The organism is Saccharomonospora marina XMU15 (genome assembly GCF_000244955.1).
Taxonomy (GTDB): Bacteria; Actinomycetota; Actinomycetes; order Mycobacteriales; family Pseudonocardiaceae; genus Saccharomonospora_A; species Saccharomonospora_A marina.
In genome coordinates, this window is record NZ_CM001439.1 from 1,553,673 (window position 1) to 1,570,457 (window position 16,785).

Annotated in this window: 18 protein-coding genes; 16 read left to right on the forward strand and 2 right to left on the reverse strand. The window is 68.7% G+C overall.

Annotation, left to right across the window (positions count from 1 at the left end; all coding sequences use genetic code 11):
• Nucleotides 1-4: 4 nt before the first annotated feature.
• The 4 genes from hisD to SACMADRAFT_RS30305 are packed head-to-tail and all read left to right on the forward strand — an operon-like array spanning nt 5 to nt 3,173.
• Nucleotides 5-1,330 carry a histidinol dehydrogenase gene (hisD, locus tag SACMADRAFT_RS07325; RefSeq protein WP_009153158.1) on the forward strand — a complete coding sequence of 442 codons (1,326 nt, stop codon included), beginning with the start codon at nt 5-7 and terminating at the stop codon, nt 1,328-1,330.
• Nucleotides 1,327-2,424 carry a histidinol-phosphate transaminase gene (locus tag SACMADRAFT_RS07330; protein ID WP_009153159.1) on the forward strand — a complete coding sequence of 366 codons (1,098 nt, stop codon included), beginning with the start codon at nt 1,327-1,329 and terminating at the stop codon, nt 2,422-2,424. Before hisD ends, SACMADRAFT_RS07330 begins: the two co-directional genes overlap by 4 nt.
• On the forward strand, nt 2,421-3,020 hold the full coding sequence (hisB, locus tag SACMADRAFT_RS07335) for an imidazoleglycerol-phosphate dehydratase HisB (RefSeq protein WP_009153160.1): 600 nt from the start codon (nt 2,421-2,423) through the stop codon (nt 3,018-3,020). Before SACMADRAFT_RS07330 ends, hisB begins: the two co-directional genes overlap by 4 nt.
• Nucleotides 3,021-3,173, forward strand: a complete 153-nt coding sequence (locus tag SACMADRAFT_RS30305) for a hypothetical protein (protein WP_009153161.1) — start codon at nt 3,021-3,023, stop codon at nt 3,171-3,173.
• A gap of 7 nt (nt 3,174-3,180) precedes the next feature.
• On the opposite strand, the gene SACMADRAFT_RS07340 is transcribed toward SACMADRAFT_RS30305, so the two are convergent.
• Nucleotides 3,181-5,358 (reverse strand): MMPL family transporter, encoded by a 2,178-nt coding sequence (locus tag SACMADRAFT_RS07340; RefSeq protein ID WP_009153162.1) that lies wholly within the window; start codon nt 5,356-5,358, stop codon nt 3,181-3,183.
• Between the two features lie 199 nt (nt 5,359-5,557).
• On the opposite strand from SACMADRAFT_RS07340, the gene SACMADRAFT_RS07345 reads away from it, so the two are divergent.
• Entirely contained in the window at nt 5,558-6,130 is a 573-nt protein-coding gene (locus SACMADRAFT_RS07345) for a TetR/AcrR family transcriptional regulator (RefSeq protein ID WP_040925585.1), read from the forward strand.
• Nucleotides 6,131-6,137: 7 nt separating this feature from the next.
• Here SACMADRAFT_RS07345 and soxR read toward each other — a convergent pair whose 3' ends face one another.
• Nucleotides 6,138-6,602: a redox-sensitive transcriptional activator SoxR gene (gene soxR, locus SACMADRAFT_RS07350; protein ID WP_009153164.1), complete on the reverse strand. Its 465-nt coding sequence runs from the start codon at nt 6,600-6,602 to the stop codon at nt 6,138-6,140.
• A 471-nt stretch (nt 6,603-7,073) separates the two neighbouring features.
• On the opposite strand from soxR, the gene SACMADRAFT_RS07355 reads away from it, so the two are divergent.
• From SACMADRAFT_RS07355 to SACMADRAFT_RS07400, 11 genes are all read left to right on the forward strand, one after another.
• The gene (locus SACMADRAFT_RS07355; protein ID WP_040925586.1) at nt 7,074-8,033 is read left to right on the forward strand and encodes a threonine ammonia-lyase; all 960 of its coding nucleotides are present in this window, start codon (nt 7,074-7,076) and stop codon (nt 8,031-8,033) included.
• A 40-nt stretch (nt 8,034-8,073) separates the two neighbouring features.
• Entirely contained in the window at nt 8,074-8,481 is a 408-nt protein-coding gene (locus SACMADRAFT_RS07360; RefSeq protein ID WP_009153167.1) for a nitroreductase family deazaflavin-dependent oxidoreductase, read from the forward strand.
• Between the two features lie 21 nt (nt 8,482-8,502).
• Nucleotides 8,503-8,676, forward strand: coding sequence for a hypothetical protein (locus tag SACMADRAFT_RS07365; protein ID WP_157617208.1), 174 nt, complete (start codon nt 8,503-8,505; stop codon nt 8,674-8,676).
• On the forward strand, nt 8,646-9,386 hold the full coding sequence (locus tag SACMADRAFT_RS07370) for a lysophospholipid acyltransferase family protein (protein ID WP_009153169.1): 741 nt from the start codon (nt 8,646-8,648) through the stop codon (nt 9,384-9,386). Before SACMADRAFT_RS07365 ends, SACMADRAFT_RS07370 begins: the two co-directional genes overlap by 31 nt.
• Before the next feature lie 8 nt (nt 9,387-9,394).
• Complete coding sequence (lpdA, locus tag SACMADRAFT_RS07375) at nt 9,395-10,795, forward strand: dihydrolipoyl dehydrogenase (RefSeq protein WP_009153170.1); 1,401 nt, start codon at nt 9,395-9,397, stop codon at nt 10,793-10,795.
• A 115-nt stretch (nt 10,796-10,910) separates the two neighbouring features.
• The gene (locus tag SACMADRAFT_RS07380) at nt 10,911-11,318 is read left to right on the forward strand and encodes a nitroreductase/quinone reductase family protein (RefSeq protein WP_009153171.1); all 408 of its coding nucleotides are present in this window, start codon (nt 10,911-10,913) and stop codon (nt 11,316-11,318) included.
• A gap of 37 nt (nt 11,319-11,355) precedes the next feature.
• Entirely contained in the window at nt 11,356-11,523 is a 168-nt protein-coding gene (locus tag SACMADRAFT_RS29850; protein ID WP_009153172.1) for a hypothetical protein, read from the forward strand.
• A 15-nt stretch (nt 11,524-11,538) separates the two neighbouring features.
• The gene (locus tag SACMADRAFT_RS07385) at nt 11,539-13,023 is read left to right on the forward strand and encodes an ArnT family glycosyltransferase (protein WP_009153173.1); all 1,485 of its coding nucleotides are present in this window, start codon (nt 11,539-11,541) and stop codon (nt 13,021-13,023) included.
• 162 nt (nt 13,024-13,185) lie between these two features.
• On the forward strand, nt 13,186-14,673 hold the full coding sequence (locus SACMADRAFT_RS07390; protein ID WP_040926173.1) for a sugar ABC transporter ATP-binding protein: 1,488 nt from the start codon (nt 13,186-13,188) through the stop codon (nt 14,671-14,673).
• Entirely contained in the window at nt 14,670-15,731 is a 1,062-nt protein-coding gene (locus SACMADRAFT_RS07395; RefSeq protein WP_009153175.1) for an ABC transporter permease, read from the forward strand. Before SACMADRAFT_RS07390 ends, SACMADRAFT_RS07395 begins: the two co-directional genes overlap by 4 nt.
• A complete protein-coding gene (locus SACMADRAFT_RS07400) occupies nt 15,728-16,783 on the forward strand; it encodes a substrate-binding domain-containing protein (RefSeq protein ID WP_009153176.1) in 1,056 nt (351 codons plus the stop codon). Before SACMADRAFT_RS07395 ends, SACMADRAFT_RS07400 begins: the two co-directional genes overlap by 4 nt.
• The last annotated feature ends 2 nt before the right edge of the window (nt 16,784-16,785 follow it).

Sequence of the window (16,785 nt, forward strand, 5' to 3'; positions counted from 1 at the left end):
CCCTATGTTGAGCCGCACCGACCTGCGAGGTCGTGTCCCTTCCCCCGCGGAACTGCGCGCCACCCTGCCGCGCGCCGAGGTGGACGTGGACGCGGTGCTGCATCAGGTACGCCCGGTGGTGGAGGCCGTGCGCGACCGAGGGGTCGAGGCGGTGCTGGAGTACACGCAGCGCTTCGACCAGGTGCGGCCGCACACCGTCCGGGTACCGGAGGCGGAAATCGATCGTGCGCTGGCCGAGCTGGACCCGAAGGTGCGCGAGGCGTTGCAGGAGTCGATCTCCCGGGCCCGCACCGTGCACGCCGACCAGCGCCGAACCGATGTGACCACGCGTGTCGTCGAGGGCGGCACCGTCACCGAGCGCTGGGTTCCGGTCGCGCGGGTCGGCCTCTACGCACCGGGCGGGCTTGCCGTGTACCCCTCCAGCGTGGTGATGAACGTCGTGCCCGCTCAGGCCGCGGGCGTGGAGTCGCTGGTGCTGTGCTCGCCGCCGCAGGCGGAGTTCGGTGGGCTCGTGCACCCGACGATCCTCGCCGCCGCCGCGCTGCTCGGGGTTCGCGAGGTGTGGGCGGTCGGTGGCGCGCAGGCCGTCGCGCTGCTCGCCTACGGCGGCACCGACACCGACGGGCGACCGCTGGAGCCCGCCGATCTCGTCACCGGACCCGGCAACATCTACCTCACCGCCGCCAAGCGGATGCTGCGTGGCCTCATCGGCATCGACTCCGAGGCGGGCCCCACCGAGATCGCGATCCTGGCCGACGACACCGCCGATCCCGAGCACGTGGCCGCCGACCTGATCAGCCAGGCAGAGCACGACGTGCTCGCGGCCAGCGTGCTGGTGACCACGTCCGAGCGGCTCGCCGACGCGGTCGACGCCGAGTTGCAGCGCAGGGTCGCGGCCACCAAGCACACCGAGCGGGTGGAGCAGGCGTTGCGCGGCAAGCAGTCCGGCACCGTGCTGGTGTCGACAGTGGACGACGGGCTTCGCGTGGTGAACGCCTACGCCGCGGAGCACCTGGAGATCCAGACCGCGCAGGCCAGCTCCGTCGCGGCGCGGGTGCGCAACGCGGGCGCGGTCTTCGTCGGGCCGTACGCGCCGGTCTCGCTCGGTGACTACTGCGCGGGCTCCAACCATGTGCTGCCCACGGGAGGGTTCGCGCGGCACTCGTCGGGGCTTTCGGTGCAAAGCTTCCTACGCGGCATCCACGTGGTGGACTACAGCGCCGACGCGCTGCGGGCGGTGGCTGACAAGGTGGTGGTGCTGGCCGAGGCGGAGGACCTGCCCGCGCACGGCGAGGCGGTTTCCGCCCGGTTCCCGGAGGGTGAGGCGTGAGCGCCGACGAGGTGACGCTGGATCAGTTGCCGCTGCGCGACGACCTGCGGGGCCGCAGCCCCTACGGTGCACCGCAACTGGACGTGCCGGTCCGGTTGAACACCAACGAGAACCCCTACCCGCCGCCCGCCGAGCTGGTCGCCGACGTCACCGAGGCGGTGCGTGAGGCGGCGAGCACGCTGCACCGCTACCCCGACCGCGACGCCGTCGAACTGCGCAGGGATCTGGCCGCCTACCTCTCGGTGTCCACCCGCGTCCCGCTCACCGAGCGCAACGTGTGGGCGGCCAACGGTTCCAACGAGATCCTGCAGCAGTTGCTGCAGGCCTTCGGCGGGCCGGGCCGCTGCGCGCTGGGCTTCGAGCCGTCGTACTCGATGCATCCGATCATCGCGGCGGGCACACGTACCGACTGGCTGCCCGCGCCTCGAAGGCCGGACTTCTCCCTCGACGTGCGTGAGGCGGCCCGCCTCGTCACGCAGCGGCAACCGGACGTGCTGTTCCTGACCAGCCCCAACAACCCCACGGGCGGCTCGATTCCGCCTGCCGACCTCGAGTCGCTGCTGTGGGTGGCTCCGGGCATGGTGGTTGTCGACGAGGCGTACGCGGAGTTCTCGGCCCGGCCCAGCGCGGTGCGGTTGCTCGAGCAGTACCCGGCCAAACTGGTGGTCTCTCGCACGATGAGCAAGGCGTTCGCCTTCGCGGGTGGGAGGCTGGGCTACCTGGCGGCCGCGCCCGCGGTGGTGGACGCGCTGCAACTGGTGCGCCTGCCGTACCACCTTTCCTCGCTGACACAGGCCGCCGCGCGCGCCGCCCTCCGGCATGCCGAGGCGACGCTCGCGTCGGTGGCCAGGCTGGCGGCCGAGCGCGACCGGGTGGCGCAGACGTTGCAGGGCATGGGTTTCACCACGGTGCCAAGCGACGCCAACTTCATCCTCTTCGGCGGATTCACCGACGCGGCGGCCGCCTGGCAGTCCTACGTGGACAAGGGCGTGCTGGTCCGCGACGTCGGCATCGAGGGGCATCTGCGGGTCACCGTGGGCAGGCCGGAGGAGAACGACGCCTTTCTGGAGGCGAGCAAGGAGGTCCCGAGGTGACTCGGGTAGGCAAGGTGGAACGCACCACCAAGGAATCGTCGATCCGAGTGGAGCTGGACCTGGACGGCACCGGCCAGGTCGAGGTCACCACCGGCGTGCCGTTCTACGACCACATGCTGAACTCCTTCGGCGTGCATGGTTCGCTCGACCTCAGAATCGAAGCGCGCGGCGACGTCCACATCGACGCACACCACACGGTCGAGGACACCGCGATCGTGCTCGGGCAGGCGATCCGCGAGGCACTCGGCGACAAAGCGGGCATCCGCCGATTCGGTGACGCGTGGATTCCCATGGACGAGACGCTCGCCCACGCCGCCATCGACGTCTCGGGGCGCCCCTACTGTGTGCAGCTCGGCGAGCCGGAGGAGTTCAACACCTTCACCATCGGCGGCAACTACCCGTTCGTGCTCACCAGGCACGTGTTCGAGTCGCTGTCCTTCCACGCCCAGCTCGCGCTGCACGTTCGGGTGCTGCATGGCCGCGACCCGCACCACATCGCCGAGGCGCAGTACAAGGCGGTGGCCAGGGCGTTGCGGGCGGCCACTGAGCCGGACCCCAGAGTGGGTGGCGTGCCGTCCACGAAGGGTGTGCTCTAGATGCAGACCTGGCTGCCGCTGGTGCTGTTCGCTGTTGCGGGGTTCCTGGCGGGTGGCGCATACAGCGTGTGGAAGAAGTCGCGCCCGCTCTCCGTGGCGCTCGGCGTGACCGCGCTGCTGGCGGCGGGCGCGGCCATCGCCTGGCTGTACTGACGGACCGCTACACCGGCTCCAGGGTGCGGTCGGTGCCGTGTCCGCCCTCCGGGGGTTTCGCGGCGAGCCGCTCACCCTCGACGTCCACGCGCGGCAGCACGCGGTCCAGCCAGCGCGGCAGCCACCACGCCCGCTTGCCCAGCAGTGACATCACCGCGGGCACGATGGTCATCCGCACCACGAAGGCGTCCATCGCGACCCCGAACGCCAGCGCGAAGCCGACCGACTGGATGAGCGTTTCCTCGGCGAGTACGAATCCGGCGAAGACACTGATCATGATGAGCGCCGCGGCGACCACCACGCGCGAGCCGTGTTTGAAACCGATGACCATAGCCTGGTCGGGTGTGGCGCCGTGGACGTGTTCCTCACGCATCCGCGTCACCAGGAACACCTGGTAGTCCATGGCGAGGCCGAACAGCACGCCGATGAGCAGGATGGGCAGCATGCTCATCACGGGGCCGGTCGACTCCACGCCGAGCAGGTCACCGAGCCAGCCCCACTGAAACACCGCCACGACGGCGCCGAAGGTGGCCGCCACCGAGCCCAGGAAGCCCACGGCCGCCTTCAACGGCACCACCACGGAGCGGAAGACCAGCATGAGCAGGATGAACGCCAGGCCCACGATCAGCGAGAGGTAGGGCAGTAGGGCGTCGGCCATCTTGCGGGAGACGTCGATGTTCAGTGCGGTGTAGCCGGTGACGGACACGGTGGCGCCGGTGCGGTCGTGAAGCGCCTGACCCTCCGCGCGGATGTCGGTGACGAGCTGCTCGGTTTCCGCGCTGCTCGGGCCGCTCTTGGGCACCACGTTCAGCAGCGCGGTGTCGCCCGCGGCGTTGAACCGGGGCGGCGTCACGGCGGCGACGTCGTCGAGCGCGCTGATCCGCCGGGCGGCTGCGCTCACGGCGGCCCTCGGATCGGTCTGCGCCTCCACCATGACGACGAGCGGCCCGTTGGACCCGGGGCCGAAACCCTCGCTGATCAGGTTGTAGGCCCTGTGCTGCGTGGAGTCCGGCGGTGCGGTGCTGTCGTTGGGAAGGCCCAGCCGCATGTCCGTGGCGGGGACCGCCAGCACAGCCAGCCCGGCCACCGAGAGGACGAGCACGATGCCGCGCCGCCGCGCGACGAGCGCCGCCCAGCGCTCACCCAGCGTCGGACCGTTGCCGTTGCCGCCTCGCAGCCCGGGGATGCGCCCGCCAAGCACCTTCGTACGCACGAAGCCGAGGACGGCGGGCAGCAGGGTCAAAGCGATCAGCACCGCGACCGCGACGGTCACCGACGCGGCGAGGCCCATCTCGCCGAGCACCGGGATACCGACGATGGTGAGGCCTGCCAGCGCGATGATCACTGTCAGCCCGGCGAAGACGACAGCGGAGCCCGCCGTACCGACGGCGAGGGCGGCGGCGTCGGCGGGTTCGCGTCCCTGCCGCAGTTCGTGGCGGTACCGGGAGAGGATGAACAGCGCGTAGTCGATACCAACGGCGAGGCCGATCATCAGCGCGAGCACCGGCGTGTTGGAGTTCAGCTCAAGGAAGCCGGACGCGGCGGTGATGCCCGCCATGCCGATCCCGATGCCGATGAGCGCGGTCAGCAGCGGCAGGCCCGCGGCGAGCAGCGAACCGAACGTCACGATGAGCACCACCGCGGCGACTGCGACCCCGATGCCTTCGGTCGGCTGCGTCTGCGGCATCGGCTGCATCGCGTCGCCACCGAACTCCACCGCCAGACCCTCGGCCCTGCCCGGGTCGGCGGCCGAGCGCAGTGCCTCACGGTCGGACTCGGTCAGCTCGAAGTTCTTCACCTGGTAGGTCACCTGGGCGAGCGCGATCCTGCCGTCGGGCGACACCATCCGTGCCTGGAACGGGTCGGTGACGCCTGCGACCTTCGGCGCGGCGCGCAGGCCGTCCACGACCTCGGCGACGGTGGCCGGGTCCAGCTTCTCGCCCTGCGGCGCGGCCATCACGACGCGGGCGGTGGCTCCTCCCACCCCGGCTTCGGGGAACTTCTGCTTCAACTGCTCGATCGCCCGCTGCGACTCGGTGCCCGGGATGGCCACCGAGTTGGTGGTCTGCCCGGACAGCGTCAGGGCGCCGACGCCGAAGGCCGCGAGAAGGACGACCCAGATGCCGGTGACCAGCCAGCGGCGCTGGAATGAGAACCGGCCGACACGGGACAGGAAGGTGGCCACGCCAGGCTCCGTTTCGGTACGGACGGATGCGTTCACCGACGAAACTAGCCGATCGGCTAGAGAGCTCCAAGCCGATCGGCTAGCGATGTGATCGGCCGAACACTATGGTCCACTTGCCGATCGACAAGTGCATGCTTGGCGAGAAGAGCGCCTGCGCGTACTGTCGCCGCTGTTCGGTGAGGAGGCTTCAATGGCTTCAATGACCGTCGGCACCGTCGCCGAGGACACGAAGTCACGGCTACTGGCCACGGCGGTGCGACTGTTCAGCGAGCACGGCGTGGGCGGTACGTCATTGCAGATGATCGCCGACGAACTCGGCGTGACGAAGGCCGCCGTCTACTACCACTTCAAGACCAAGGACGAGATCACCGAGGCCGTCGCCGCGCCCGCGTTGCGGGAGTTGGAGCAGGTCCTCGACGAGGCCGCCGCGCAACGATCCAGGGGAGCCCAGATCGACCACGCGCTTGCCGGGTTCGTCGACCTCATCGTGAGGCATCGGACCCTGGTGGCGCTGTTCAACACCGACCCCGGGGTTGCCCGCGCCATCGACAGGTCACTGCGCGGCGAAGAGAACTTCAAGACCAGGATGGTGACGCTGCTTGCCGGGCCGGAGCCCGGCCTCGCGGGCGTCATCACGGTGCACGTGATACTCGCGGGGCTGGCGCTGACAGGAGGCGCGCCCGACCACGAGGACCTCGACGACGACACGTTGCGCTCGCACCTGTTCGAGGTGGGCAGGCGCATGTTGGGCCGCCCGAAGCGCCGCGCGTGATGGGCGATCAGATGCCGCCCTCGGTGGCGGGCTTCAGCAGCGGCGCACCAGGTCCGAAGTTGGCGAGCCTGTCGTCGACGTTGTGCAGGCCACAGGTACGTAGCGAAAGGCAGCCGCAGCCCACGCAACCGGTGAGCTGGTCACGCAGGCGCTGCAACGCGTCGATGCGGGCGTCGAGTTCCGCACGCCAGTTGCGGGACAGCCTGGCCCAGTCGGCCTTCGTCGGTGCGTGGTCGCGGGGCAGGTCGGCAAGCGCTTCGCCGATCTGTTCGAGGCTGAGACCCACCCGCTGCGCCGCGCGGATGAACGCGATCCGGCGCAGCACGGCGCGTGGGTAGCGACGCTGGTTACCCGATGACCGCTCGGAGGTGATCAGGCCGCGCTCCTCGTAGAACCGCAGCGTGGTGTGTGGCACGCCGCTGCGCTCGGCGACCTGGCCGATGCTGAGGTAGTCGGCAAGCTTCGTCGTCACGACAGCCACCCTACTCCGAGTTCCACTTAGGTAGAGGTAATGGCGGCGGTGCCGCTCACTGCGGTGAGGATGTGTGATTGTCCCGGGGACGCCCACGGCGACCGGTGTGATTCTCGTCATTGCCCAGTCGCCGGCGTCGCTGCCGTGGCAGCACCACATCGGTGATGACGGGGAACGGTTCGCTGTCGATATCCTCCCGCCAAGCCCGAAGCAGCCGGTCCAGGGCATCTTCGTGGACCATATGGCCTCCACAGGAGTGACCGTGTCAAGGGTACTACCCGGTAACAGCCGAGGTCGAACCTCTGATCGGCGCATTCGCGCCTCGCCTCGGTGGCAGACCACTGGCCCGTAAGGCCCATTGGCGGTGACGACTGATCCACTGTAGAAGTGTCCGGCCACGCCCTGCGGGTGATCCACAGCGGACGCGATTCTTGTTCGCGAACGGCGCCGCTGATAGGGCAGACTCCAGGTGTGGAACTGGTGACCGTCGACGACATCCGGGCCGCCGCCGCGCGCATCGATGGCGCGGTCGTTCGGACCCCGCTGTTGCCCGCGACGTGGGCCGCGTCCGACCGGCCGTTGTGGCTGAAGCCCGAGTCGCTGCAACCCATCGGCGCGTTCAAGCTGCGCGGCGCGTACAACGCCGTCGCGCGGCTGGACGAACGAGTACGGCGACGTGGTGTCGTGACCTACTCCAGTGGCAACCACGCGCAGGCCGTCGCTTACGCGGCTCGCGCGTTCGGTGTCGAAGCCACCATCGTCATGCCCGACGTGACACCTCAGGTGAAGATCGACAACACCCGGGGGTACGGCGCCGAGGTTGTCCTGGTGCCGATCGGGCAGCGCGAGGCCGCAGCCAACGAGATCGTCGCCGACCGCGGCGCCGTGCTCGTGCCCCCGTTCGACCACCCTGACGTCGTCGCGGGGCAGGGCACCATCGGCGCGGAGATCGTGGCCGACCTGGCGGGCGTCGACGCGGTACTGGTACCGGTCTCCGGTGGTGGACTCGCCTCGGGAATCGGTACGGCGGTCAAGGCGCTGTCTCCACGCACGAAGGTGATCGCCGTGGAACCGGAGCTGTCAGCGACCACAACGGAGAGCTTGAGCGCGGACGCCGCTGTGGACTGGCCGGTGGAACGCAGGGCACGCACGATCGCCGACGGTCTTCGCACGCAGCCCTCCGAATTCACCTTCGCCCACCTGCGAGAGGTGCTGGACGGCGTCGTTACCGTCAGCGAGGAGCAGATCCGCTCGGCGATGGCCGTGCTCGCCCGCAAGGCGCGCCTGGTGGCCGAGCCCAGCGGCGCGGTATCGCTGGCGGCCTACCTGTCCCGGGCAGACCAACTACCATCCGGAAGCACCGTGGCGGTGATCTCCGGCGGCAACGTGGACCCGCGGTTGCTGGCCGATGTGCTGGCCGAGCGGGCGTAAGGTGGAGACCGTCGGTAACCGTTTCGTAGGGGGTGGCTTGATGCTCTTCGGCGACGAGCATGTGCGCCGTTACGAGGAGACAGCCGGGGAGGTCGGTCACGATTGGGAGAACGGCGCGCCCGTGTTGATCCTCACCACCAAGGGCCGCCGGACCGGCAAGCCACACAAGTTCGCGCTCATCTACCAGGAACACGACGGCGACTACGTCGTCGTCGCGTCGAAGGGCGGCGCCGACGACCATCCCGGCTGGTACAAGAACCTGGCGCACGACCCGGACGTGGAGGTGCAGGTGCGGGCGGAGGTGTTCCGTGCCCGCGCGCGCACGGCAGGACCCGACGAGAAGGCTCGGTTGTGGCCGATCATGACCAAGGTCTGGCCCGCCTACGACGACTACCAGCGCAGTACCGACAGGGACATTCCCGTCGTGGTGCTGGAGCGCGTCGGCTGAGCGGGCAGGAAGGGGATGACCGTGACCCAGCACTCGACGGTCGATGTCGTCGGTCTGCTGACGAAGCTGGCGGAGGCACAGCACCACGCCGAACTGGGAGAGCTGGACCCGGCGGAACTGCCGGGCCTGATCAGGGCGCAGCGGCTCGTCCGCGAGTACGCGGGGTGGCCGGTGGAGGCCGACTCCGACCGCTGAGCATCATCCGCCGGTTCCCCCGGCGGGGGCGGGGCCTGTGGTTCGGGATCGCCATCGAGATCGTGGCGCTGCTGCTGGCGGTAACGACGCGGTGGCGCCTCAGCGGGCTCGGCCACCTGCCGAGGCAGGGCGGCGTCCTGGTGGCGAGCAACCATGTCTCCTTTGCCGATCCGCCGTTGGTCACCCTGTTCTGCCTGGCGGCGGGACGGGTTCCTCGGTTCTTCGCGAAGGCGGGGTTGTGGAAGGTGCCGCTGATCCGGTCGGTGATGGCCTCCGGTCGCCACATTCGGGTGCATCGCGGCAGGACCAGCGTGCTCGATGCCTACCGGAACGGGGTGGCCGCCGTGCAGGCGGGCGAGTGCGTGGCGGTGTTTCCGGAGGGGACGTTCACCGAACGCGCGGATGGCTGGCCGATGCGGGGCAAGACCGGCCTGGCCAGAATGGCACTGACCACGGGGGCGCCTGTCGTCCCGCTCGTGTGCTGGGGAACGCGAAGGCTGCTCCCGCCGGGCGCGTGGGTGCCACGGGTGATTCCCCGCCCGACCATCCACCTGGCGGCCGGCCCGCCGGTGGAGTTGTCCGACCTCGCGGGTGAACGGCCCACCGCGAGCCAGTTGCGGGAGGCGACCGAGCGGATCATGGCAGCGATCATCGCGCTGCTCGCGCAGGTGCGTGACCAGGACCCGCCACCGGAGCTGCTACAGGCATAATCGCGACCATGAGCGAACACTTCGACGTTGTGGTGCTGGGTGCTGGCCCCGGCGGGTACACCGCCGCGGTCCGCGCGGCCCAACTCGGTTACGACACCGCCATCATCGAGGAGCGCTACTGGGGCGGGGTGTGCCTCAACGTCGGGTGTATCCCGTCGAAGGCGTTGCTGCGCAACGCCGAGCTCGCACACCTGTTCACCAAGGAGGCGCGAACCTTCGGTATCCAGGTCGACGGCGAGGTGACCTTCGACTACCTCGCGGCCTTCCAGCGCAGCCGCAAGGTGGCCGACGGGCGTGTCAAGGGTGTGCACTACCTGATGAAGAAGAACGCCATCACCCAGTACGAAGGCAGGGCAGCGTTCACATCGGACAAGTCCGTGACTGTCAGCCGCGCCGACGGCGAGACCGACGAGGTGACCTTCGACCACTGCATCATCGCCACCGGTGCGACGCCGAAGCTGTTGCCGGGTACGGCCGTGAGCGAACGCGTGGTGACCTACGAGGAGCAGATCCTGGCCTCGCAGCTTCCTGGCAGCATCGTGATCTGCGGTGCCGGCGCGATCGGCGTGGAGTTCGCCTACGTGCTGCACAACTACGGCGTCAAGGTGACGATCGTGGAGTTCCTCGACCGCGTGGTTCCCGCCGAGGACGAGGAGGTTTCGGCCGAACTCGCGAGGCGCTACCGCAGGTTGGGTATCGACGTGTACACCTCTACGCGGGTGGAAGCCATCGACGACAGCGGCGACAACGTCCGCGTCACCGTGTCCGGGCCGGACGGGCAGCAGACCATCGAAGCCGACAAGGTGCTGCAGGCCATGGGGTTCCAGCCCAATGTGGACGGTTATGGGCTCGAGAACACCGGTGTTCGGCTCACCGAGCGCGGAGCTATCGAAGTGGATGGTCGCTGTCGCACGAGTGTGCCGCACATCTTCGCGATCGGGGACGTGACGGCGAAGTTGATGCTCGCCCACGCCGCGGAGTCGATGGGCATCGTCGCGGCGGAGACCATCGCCGACGCGGAGACGATGGAACTCGACTACCGCATGATCCCGAGGGCCACCTACTGCCAGCCCCAGATCGCCAGCTTCGGGCTGACGGAGGAGCAGGCGCGCGCGGCGGGCCACGACGTTCGGGTGGCGAAGTTCCCGTTCTCGGCCAACGGCAAGGCACACGGGCTCGCCGACACCGTCGGGTTCGCCAAGATCATCAGTGATGGAAAGTACGGCGAACTGCTCGGTGGTCACCTGATCGGCCCCGAGGTGACCGAACTGCTGCCCGAGTTGACCCTCGCCCAGCAGTGGGACCTGACGGTGCACGAGGTCGCCCGTAACGTCCACGCGCACCCGACGCTCGGCGAAGCGGTGAAGGAAGCGATCCACGGCCTGGCAGGCCACATGATCAACATGTGACACGACTCGCGAGTCCCCCGCTCCGGTCGGCGAGTTCTGCGTTCCCGCCCGCGAGTTCTGCACTCCTGCCCGCGAGTTGCCCCTTCCTGCGCCGGAAATCGAGCATGATGGGCTGATGAGTGATCACGACAAGCGCCGCAAGGTGCGGCTGGTGCAGAAGTACCTGATCAATCCACCGACGAAGCTCGGTGTGTTCCTCGGCGTGGTTCCAGGGCACGCCATTGTGGAGACGGTGGGACGTCGAACCGGCAGGCGTCGCCGGACGGTGGTGGGTGTGCGCGAGGAGAACGGCACGCTGTGGATCGTCGCAGAGCAGGGCAGGCACGCGGGATACGTGCGCAACCTGGAGGCCAACCCGGACGTCCGGGTGCGGCTGCGTGGCCGGTGGCACAGCGGTAGGGCCGAGGTGGTCGACGGCGACGATCCGCAGGCGCGGCTGGACACCTTCGAGGACGCGCGGCACGCGCGGATGGTGCGCAAGTTCGGCACGCAACTGCTCACGCTGCGGATCACGCTGGCCTGACCCGCGGACGAGGCGCAACACCGGAGCGGACTCGGGAGTGCAGAACTCGCCGACCGGAGTGCAGGACTCGCCGACCGGAGTGCAGGACTCGCGGACCGGAGTGCAGGACTCGCGGACCGGAGTGCAGGACTCGCCGACCGGAGTGCAGGACTCGCGGGCAGGGGCGGGGGACTCGCGGGCGGGCTCGATCGTTTCGGTGCTGTGACCTAGAGTCACCCGCATGGTGGAACACCGGCTGGCTCGGCTACCCGTGTTCCTCATCGCTGGTGCGGCGATGGCAGTGCTGTTCGCCTTCAGCAACCGCTACGGCTACCACGGTGACGAGTTGTACTTCGTCGCGGCGGGCAGGCACCTGTCCTGGGGGTACGCAGACCAGCCTCCGCTGCTGCCGCTGCTGGCGCGGGTCATGGACGGGTTGTTCCCGAACTCGGTGGTGGGGTTGCGCCTGCCCGCGATCCTGTTCACCGGGCTGGGCATCGTGGTGGCCGCGCTGACGGCGCGTGAGTTCGGCGCGGGCGCGCGGGCGCAGACGATGGCCGCGGGCGCCTACGCCTGCTCGCCGTTCCTGCTCGCCGGTGCGGGCCACATCCTGGCCACGCACATGCTGGACGCCTTCCTCTGGACGGTCGTCGGCTGGCTGCTCGTGCGCTGGGTCCGGCTGCGCGATGACCGGCTGTTGCTCGCCGCCGGACTCGTGACGGCCGTCGATTTGCAGGTCAAGTTCCTGATCCCGGTGTTCTGGTTGATGGTGGCGCTTTCGGTGCTGTTGTGCGGGCCGAGGGAGTTGTTGCGCAGACCGCTGCTGTGGGTCGGCGCGGCCGTCGCGGTGCTGGCCTGCGTGCCGACGCTCGTGTGGCAGGCGAGCAACGGCTGGCCGCAACTGGAGATGAACGAGATCGTCGCCCAGGAGGTCGCCTACGCGGGTGGCCGGGTCACCTTCCTGCCGATGGCGTTGGAGCAGGCCGGGATCGGGGTCGGCGCAGTGCTCGTGGTGCTGGGAGTGTGGTGGCTGCTGCGCTCGCCGCTGTTTCGCCCCTACCGGTTCCTCGGCGTCACCGTGCTCGGGGTGACGGCGGTGTTCTGGCTCAGCGCGGGTAGGCCCTACTACGTCGGTGGGATGTTCGCGTTGTGCTTCGCGGTCTCGGCGGTGCGACTGGACCAGGTACTGGCCGCGCGCTGGCGGCCCGCCCTTGTCGCGGCCTACGCCGTCTCGGCCGCGGTGGCGGTGAGCTGGCTGCCGGTGAAGCCCATCTCCGCCTACGCCGACGAGCCGTACAGCCCGATGAACATGGAGTTGGAGGAGTTCGGCTGGCCGCAGATGGCCCGTAACGTCGCCGAGGCCTACGACTCGCTGCCACCCGCCACCCGGGCCGACACCACGATCGTGACGGAGACCTACTGGCAGGCCTCGGCGATCGAGCAGTTCGAGCCGCGACTGCCGCAGCCCTACAGCGGTGGCAGGGGATTCTGGTACTTCGGTGCTCCCGAGCAGAGTTCCGGTGGTGCCGGCTACACCCTCTTCGTCGGCGCGGACCGCGAGAAGCTGCTGGAGTACTTCGCCAGCGTGCGGCGTATCGCCAGCATCGACAACGGGCACCGGGTGAACAACCTCAACCAGGGCGCGCCGATCTGGCTGTGTGAGGGCCGCAGGGGCACCTGGCAGGAGCTGTGGCCCGCGTTCCGCCATATGACATTCCGCTGGTAAACGGCGCCGCGCGCGTTACGTAGCAGTCACAGACCGAAAACTCGACCTTGACGCGTGGTCGTCGTCACCTTACTTTTGCATGTCACAGGAGAAAGTGGGGCTGATGTGGATTTAAGTCTGCACGCGACGAACGACGATGTGAGCGGCGCGCCCCTGCTCGTGATGCGTGGCATCGTCAAACTCTTCCCAGGGGTACGGGCGCTGGACGGCGTCGATCTGGAGGTGCGTGCCGGCGAGGTGCACTGCCTGCTGGGGCAGAACGGTGCGGGCAAGTCCACCCTGATCAAGACGCTTGCCGGGGCACACCAACCGGACGCGGGGGAGATCCTCTGGCAGGGCGAGCGCGTGGAACTGCCGTCGCCGGTGGCGGCGCTCAACCGCGGAATCGCCACCATGTACCAGGAGCTGGACCTCATCCCGACGCTGTCGGTGGCGGAGAACATCTTCCTCGGTCACGAGCGAGCCAGGTACGGCTTCACGCGGCCCTCGGCGGCAAGGGTCGAGGCCGAGGCGCTGCTCGACCGGCTCGGCCACGCCGAGATCTCGCCGGACGCCGAGGTCGGTGATCTCTCCGCCGCAGGGCAGCAACTGGTGTCGATGGCGAGGGCGCTGGCCCACGACGCCAAGCTGATCATCGCAGACGAGCCGACCGCGGCGCTGGCCAGTGACGAGGTCGACAACTTGTTCCGCATCATCGGTGAACTCACCGACGAGGGCGTCGCCGTGGTCTACATCTCCCACCGGCTGGAGGAGATTCGCCGCATCGGTGACCGGGTCACCGTCATCAAGGACGGCAAGACCGTCGCGGCCAACCTCGACGCGCGGTCGGCGGCGACCTCCGAACTCGTGGACCTCATGGCGGGCCGCAAGGTGCAGACCGCGTTCCGCGAGGCGGGGCAGGCGAAGGTCGAACTCGGCGACGTGGTGCTCGACGTCGAAGGACTGAGCAGGCACGGCGAGTTCCGCGACGTCAGCTTCACCGTTCGCGCGGGGGAGATCGTCGGTCTCGCCGGCCTGGTGGGAGCCGGGCGCAGCGAGATACTCGAGACGATCTTCGGGGCACGCAAGCCGGACGGGGGCACCGTGTCGGTTGCCGGTTCCCGGCTTCGGCCGGGCAGTGTCGCCGCCGCCGTGCGCGCGGGGCTCGGCCTGGCGCCGGAGGAACGCAAGAGCCAGGCACTGCTGCTGGACATGTCCGTCACCCACAACGTGACGCTCGCCAGCCTCGCCGACTACAGCAGGTTCGGCTTCTCGCAGCGATCGAGGGAGACCTCCGACTCCAGGTCCACGCTGCTGCGGCTCGACCTGCGCCCAGCCGACCCGAAGCGGATCGTGCGCACACTCTCCGGCGGCAACCAGCAGAAGGCCGTGGTCGCGCGCTGGTTGGTGCACGGCTGCCGCGTGCTGCTGCTCGACGAGCCGACAAGGGGCGTCGACGTGGGCGCAAGGGCAGAGCTGTACCGGCTCATCCACGAACTCGCGGCGGAGGGCGTCGCCATCGTGCTCGTCTCCAGCGAGATCCCCGAGGTGCTCGGCCTGGCCGACCGTGTGCTCGTGCTGCGCGAGGGCGACCTGCTCGTCGACAGGCCCGCCGAGGAGATCACCGAAGCCGAGATTCTCGACATGGTCATGGAAGGGAGCGCGGCGTGACCAAGGCCCTCGACCGCCCACCGGTGCGTCCGGCGGGCGCGGGCGCGCGACACCGCTCGTGGCAGTTGGACGTACGGCTGCTGGGGCTCGCAGGCGTGCTGGTGTTGTTGTGCCTCATCGGTTTGTTCACCAGCCCCGGCACGTTTCTCAGCGAGGGAAACATCTCCACGATGCTGCGGCTGGCCGCCGCGATCGGGGTGGTCAGCGTCGGCATGACGTTCGTGATCATCGCGGGCGGTATCGACCTCTCGGTCGGCTCGATCGTGGCGCTGGCGAGCGTGTGGATGACGACGCTTGCGACACAGTCCTACGGGCCCGTGGTGATGGTGCTGTGCGCGGTGCTGGTGGGAATGGGTTGCGGGCTGGTGAACGGGGTGCTGATTTCCTACGGCCGAGTGGTCCCGTTCATCATGACGCTGGCCATGATGGCCTCCGCGCGCGGACTCGCCGAGCGGATCAGCGGCAGGCAGACGCAGGTGGTCACCGAGACCGGCTTCACCGACTTCTTCCGTGGCTCCTTCCTCGGTATCTCGGTGTTGGTGTGGATGCTGGCGCTGGTCTTCGTGGTGGGCTGGGTGGTGCTCAACCGAACCACGTTCGGCAGGCGCACCTTCGCCATCGGTGGAAACGCGGAAGCGGCACGACTGTCCGGCATCAACGTCAAGCTGCACACGGCGCTCGTCTACGGCATCAGTGGACTGTGCTGCGGCATCGCCGCGATCATGATCGTGGCGAGGACGACGTCGGGCGCATCGACCAACGGGATGTTCTACGAACTCGACGCCATCGCGGCGGTCGTCATCGGCGGCACGCTGCTCGCGGGTGGTAGGGGAAGCCTCATCGGCACGCTCATCGGCGTACTGATCTTCACGGTTCTCAACAGCATCTTCACCCAGAACAACCTGGACACCGACATCCAGAACATCGCCAAGGGCGCCATCATCGTCGCCGCGGTGCTGCTGCAGCACACCGCCCGTAGCCGCAAAGGCAAGCCACGACCGTCGTCCGAACCGGACTCGTCCAACACCGCAACCCAACCGAGCGGGAGCAAATCATGATCAGAACCAATTTGGCGCGCCGCGGTTTCCTGTTCTCCGCGGCGGGAATCGGTGCGGGCGCGGTGCTCGCCGGATGCACCTCCAACGAGCGCGAGCCGCAGAACCAGGGCCAGGCGGCAGCGGCTGGGCAGGGCTCCAACGCCGAGCCGGGCAAGCCGGTGACCATCGGGTTCTCCGCGCCGGCAGCCGACCACGGCTGGATGGCTGCGGTGACCATCAACGCGCGTTCCATGGCCGAGCAGTACTCCGACGTCACCCTCAACGCCACGGAGGGCACCAACGACGTCAACCAGCAGATCGCACAGGTCGAGTCGTTGATCAACGGCGGGGTGGATGTGCTGGTGATCCTGCCGTTCGACGGCAAGGCGCTCACGCAGGTGGGGCGGCAGGCGATGGACCAGGACATCCCGGTGATCAATGTGGACCGCGTCTTCGACACCCCGCTGGCCTACCGCACCTGGATCGGGGGCGACAACTACCGCATGGGGGTCAACGCGGGCAACTACATCGCCGAGGAACTCAAGCGGCAGAACGTGAACAACCCGGTGATCGGCGAGGTGGCAGGCATCGACTCGCTACCGCTGACCCAGGAACGCAGCAAGGGTTTCCGCGACGCTCTGCGGCGGCACGGTTTCCGCGTCGGACCAAGGGTCGCCGCCGAGTTCACCCCCGAGTCGGGTGAGCGCCAAACGGCGAACCTGTTGCAGGGCGCGCAGACGCTGCACGCGCTGTGGAACCACGACGACGACCAGGGGGTCGGCGTGGTCGCGGCCATCGACGCTTCCGGCCGCGACGACTTCTTCATGGTCGGCGGTGCTGGTTCGCGCAACATGATGGAGCTGATCAAGGCCGACTCCGGTCCGATGAAGGCCACCGTGCTCTACAGCCCCTCGATGGCCTCCTCGGCCATCGCGCTGGCACGCCTGCTCGGCCAGTCCAAGGGACTCGGTGACCTGGCGGAGCACGAGATTCCCTCCGAAGTGACCACCTATTCGGCGGTCGTGACGAAGCAGAACGTGGACAACTACATGGATGTCGGGTTCGACTCGTGACG

Bases quoted from the DNA above. Each gene is read 5' to 3' on its own strand.
- hisD (WP_009153158.1), top strand. From the start codon at position 5: ATGTTGAGCCGCACCGACCTGCGAGGTCGTGTCCCTTCCCCCGCGGAA.
- SACMADRAFT_RS30305 (WP_009153161.1), top strand. From the start codon at position 3,021: ATGCAGACCTGGCTGCCGCTGGTGCTGTTCGCTGTTGCGGGGTTCCTG.
- SACMADRAFT_RS07345 (WP_040925585.1), top strand. From the start codon at position 5,558: ATGACCGTCGGCACCGTCGCCGAGGACACGAAGTCACGGCTACTGGCC.
- SACMADRAFT_RS07360 (WP_009153167.1), top strand. From the start codon at position 8,074: ATGCTCTTCGGCGACGAGCATGTGCGCCGTTACGAGGAGACAGCCGGG.
- lpdA (WP_009153170.1), top strand. From the start codon at position 9,395: ATGAGCGAACACTTCGACGTTGTGGTGCTGGGTGCTGGCCCCGGCGGG.
- SACMADRAFT_RS07380 (WP_009153171.1), top strand. From the start codon at position 10,911: ATGAGTGATCACGACAAGCGCCGCAAGGTGCGGCTGGTGCAGAAGTAC.
- SACMADRAFT_RS07385 (WP_009153173.1), top strand. From the start codon at position 11,539: ATGGTGGAACACCGGCTGGCTCGGCTACCCGTGTTCCTCATCGCTGGT.
- SACMADRAFT_RS07390 (WP_040926173.1), top strand. From the start codon at position 13,186: ATGCGTGGCATCGTCAAACTCTTCCCAGGGGTACGGGCGCTGGACGGC.
- SACMADRAFT_RS07400 (WP_009153176.1), top strand. From the start codon at position 15,728: ATGATCAGAACCAATTTGGCGCGCCGCGGTTTCCTGTTCTCCGCGGCG.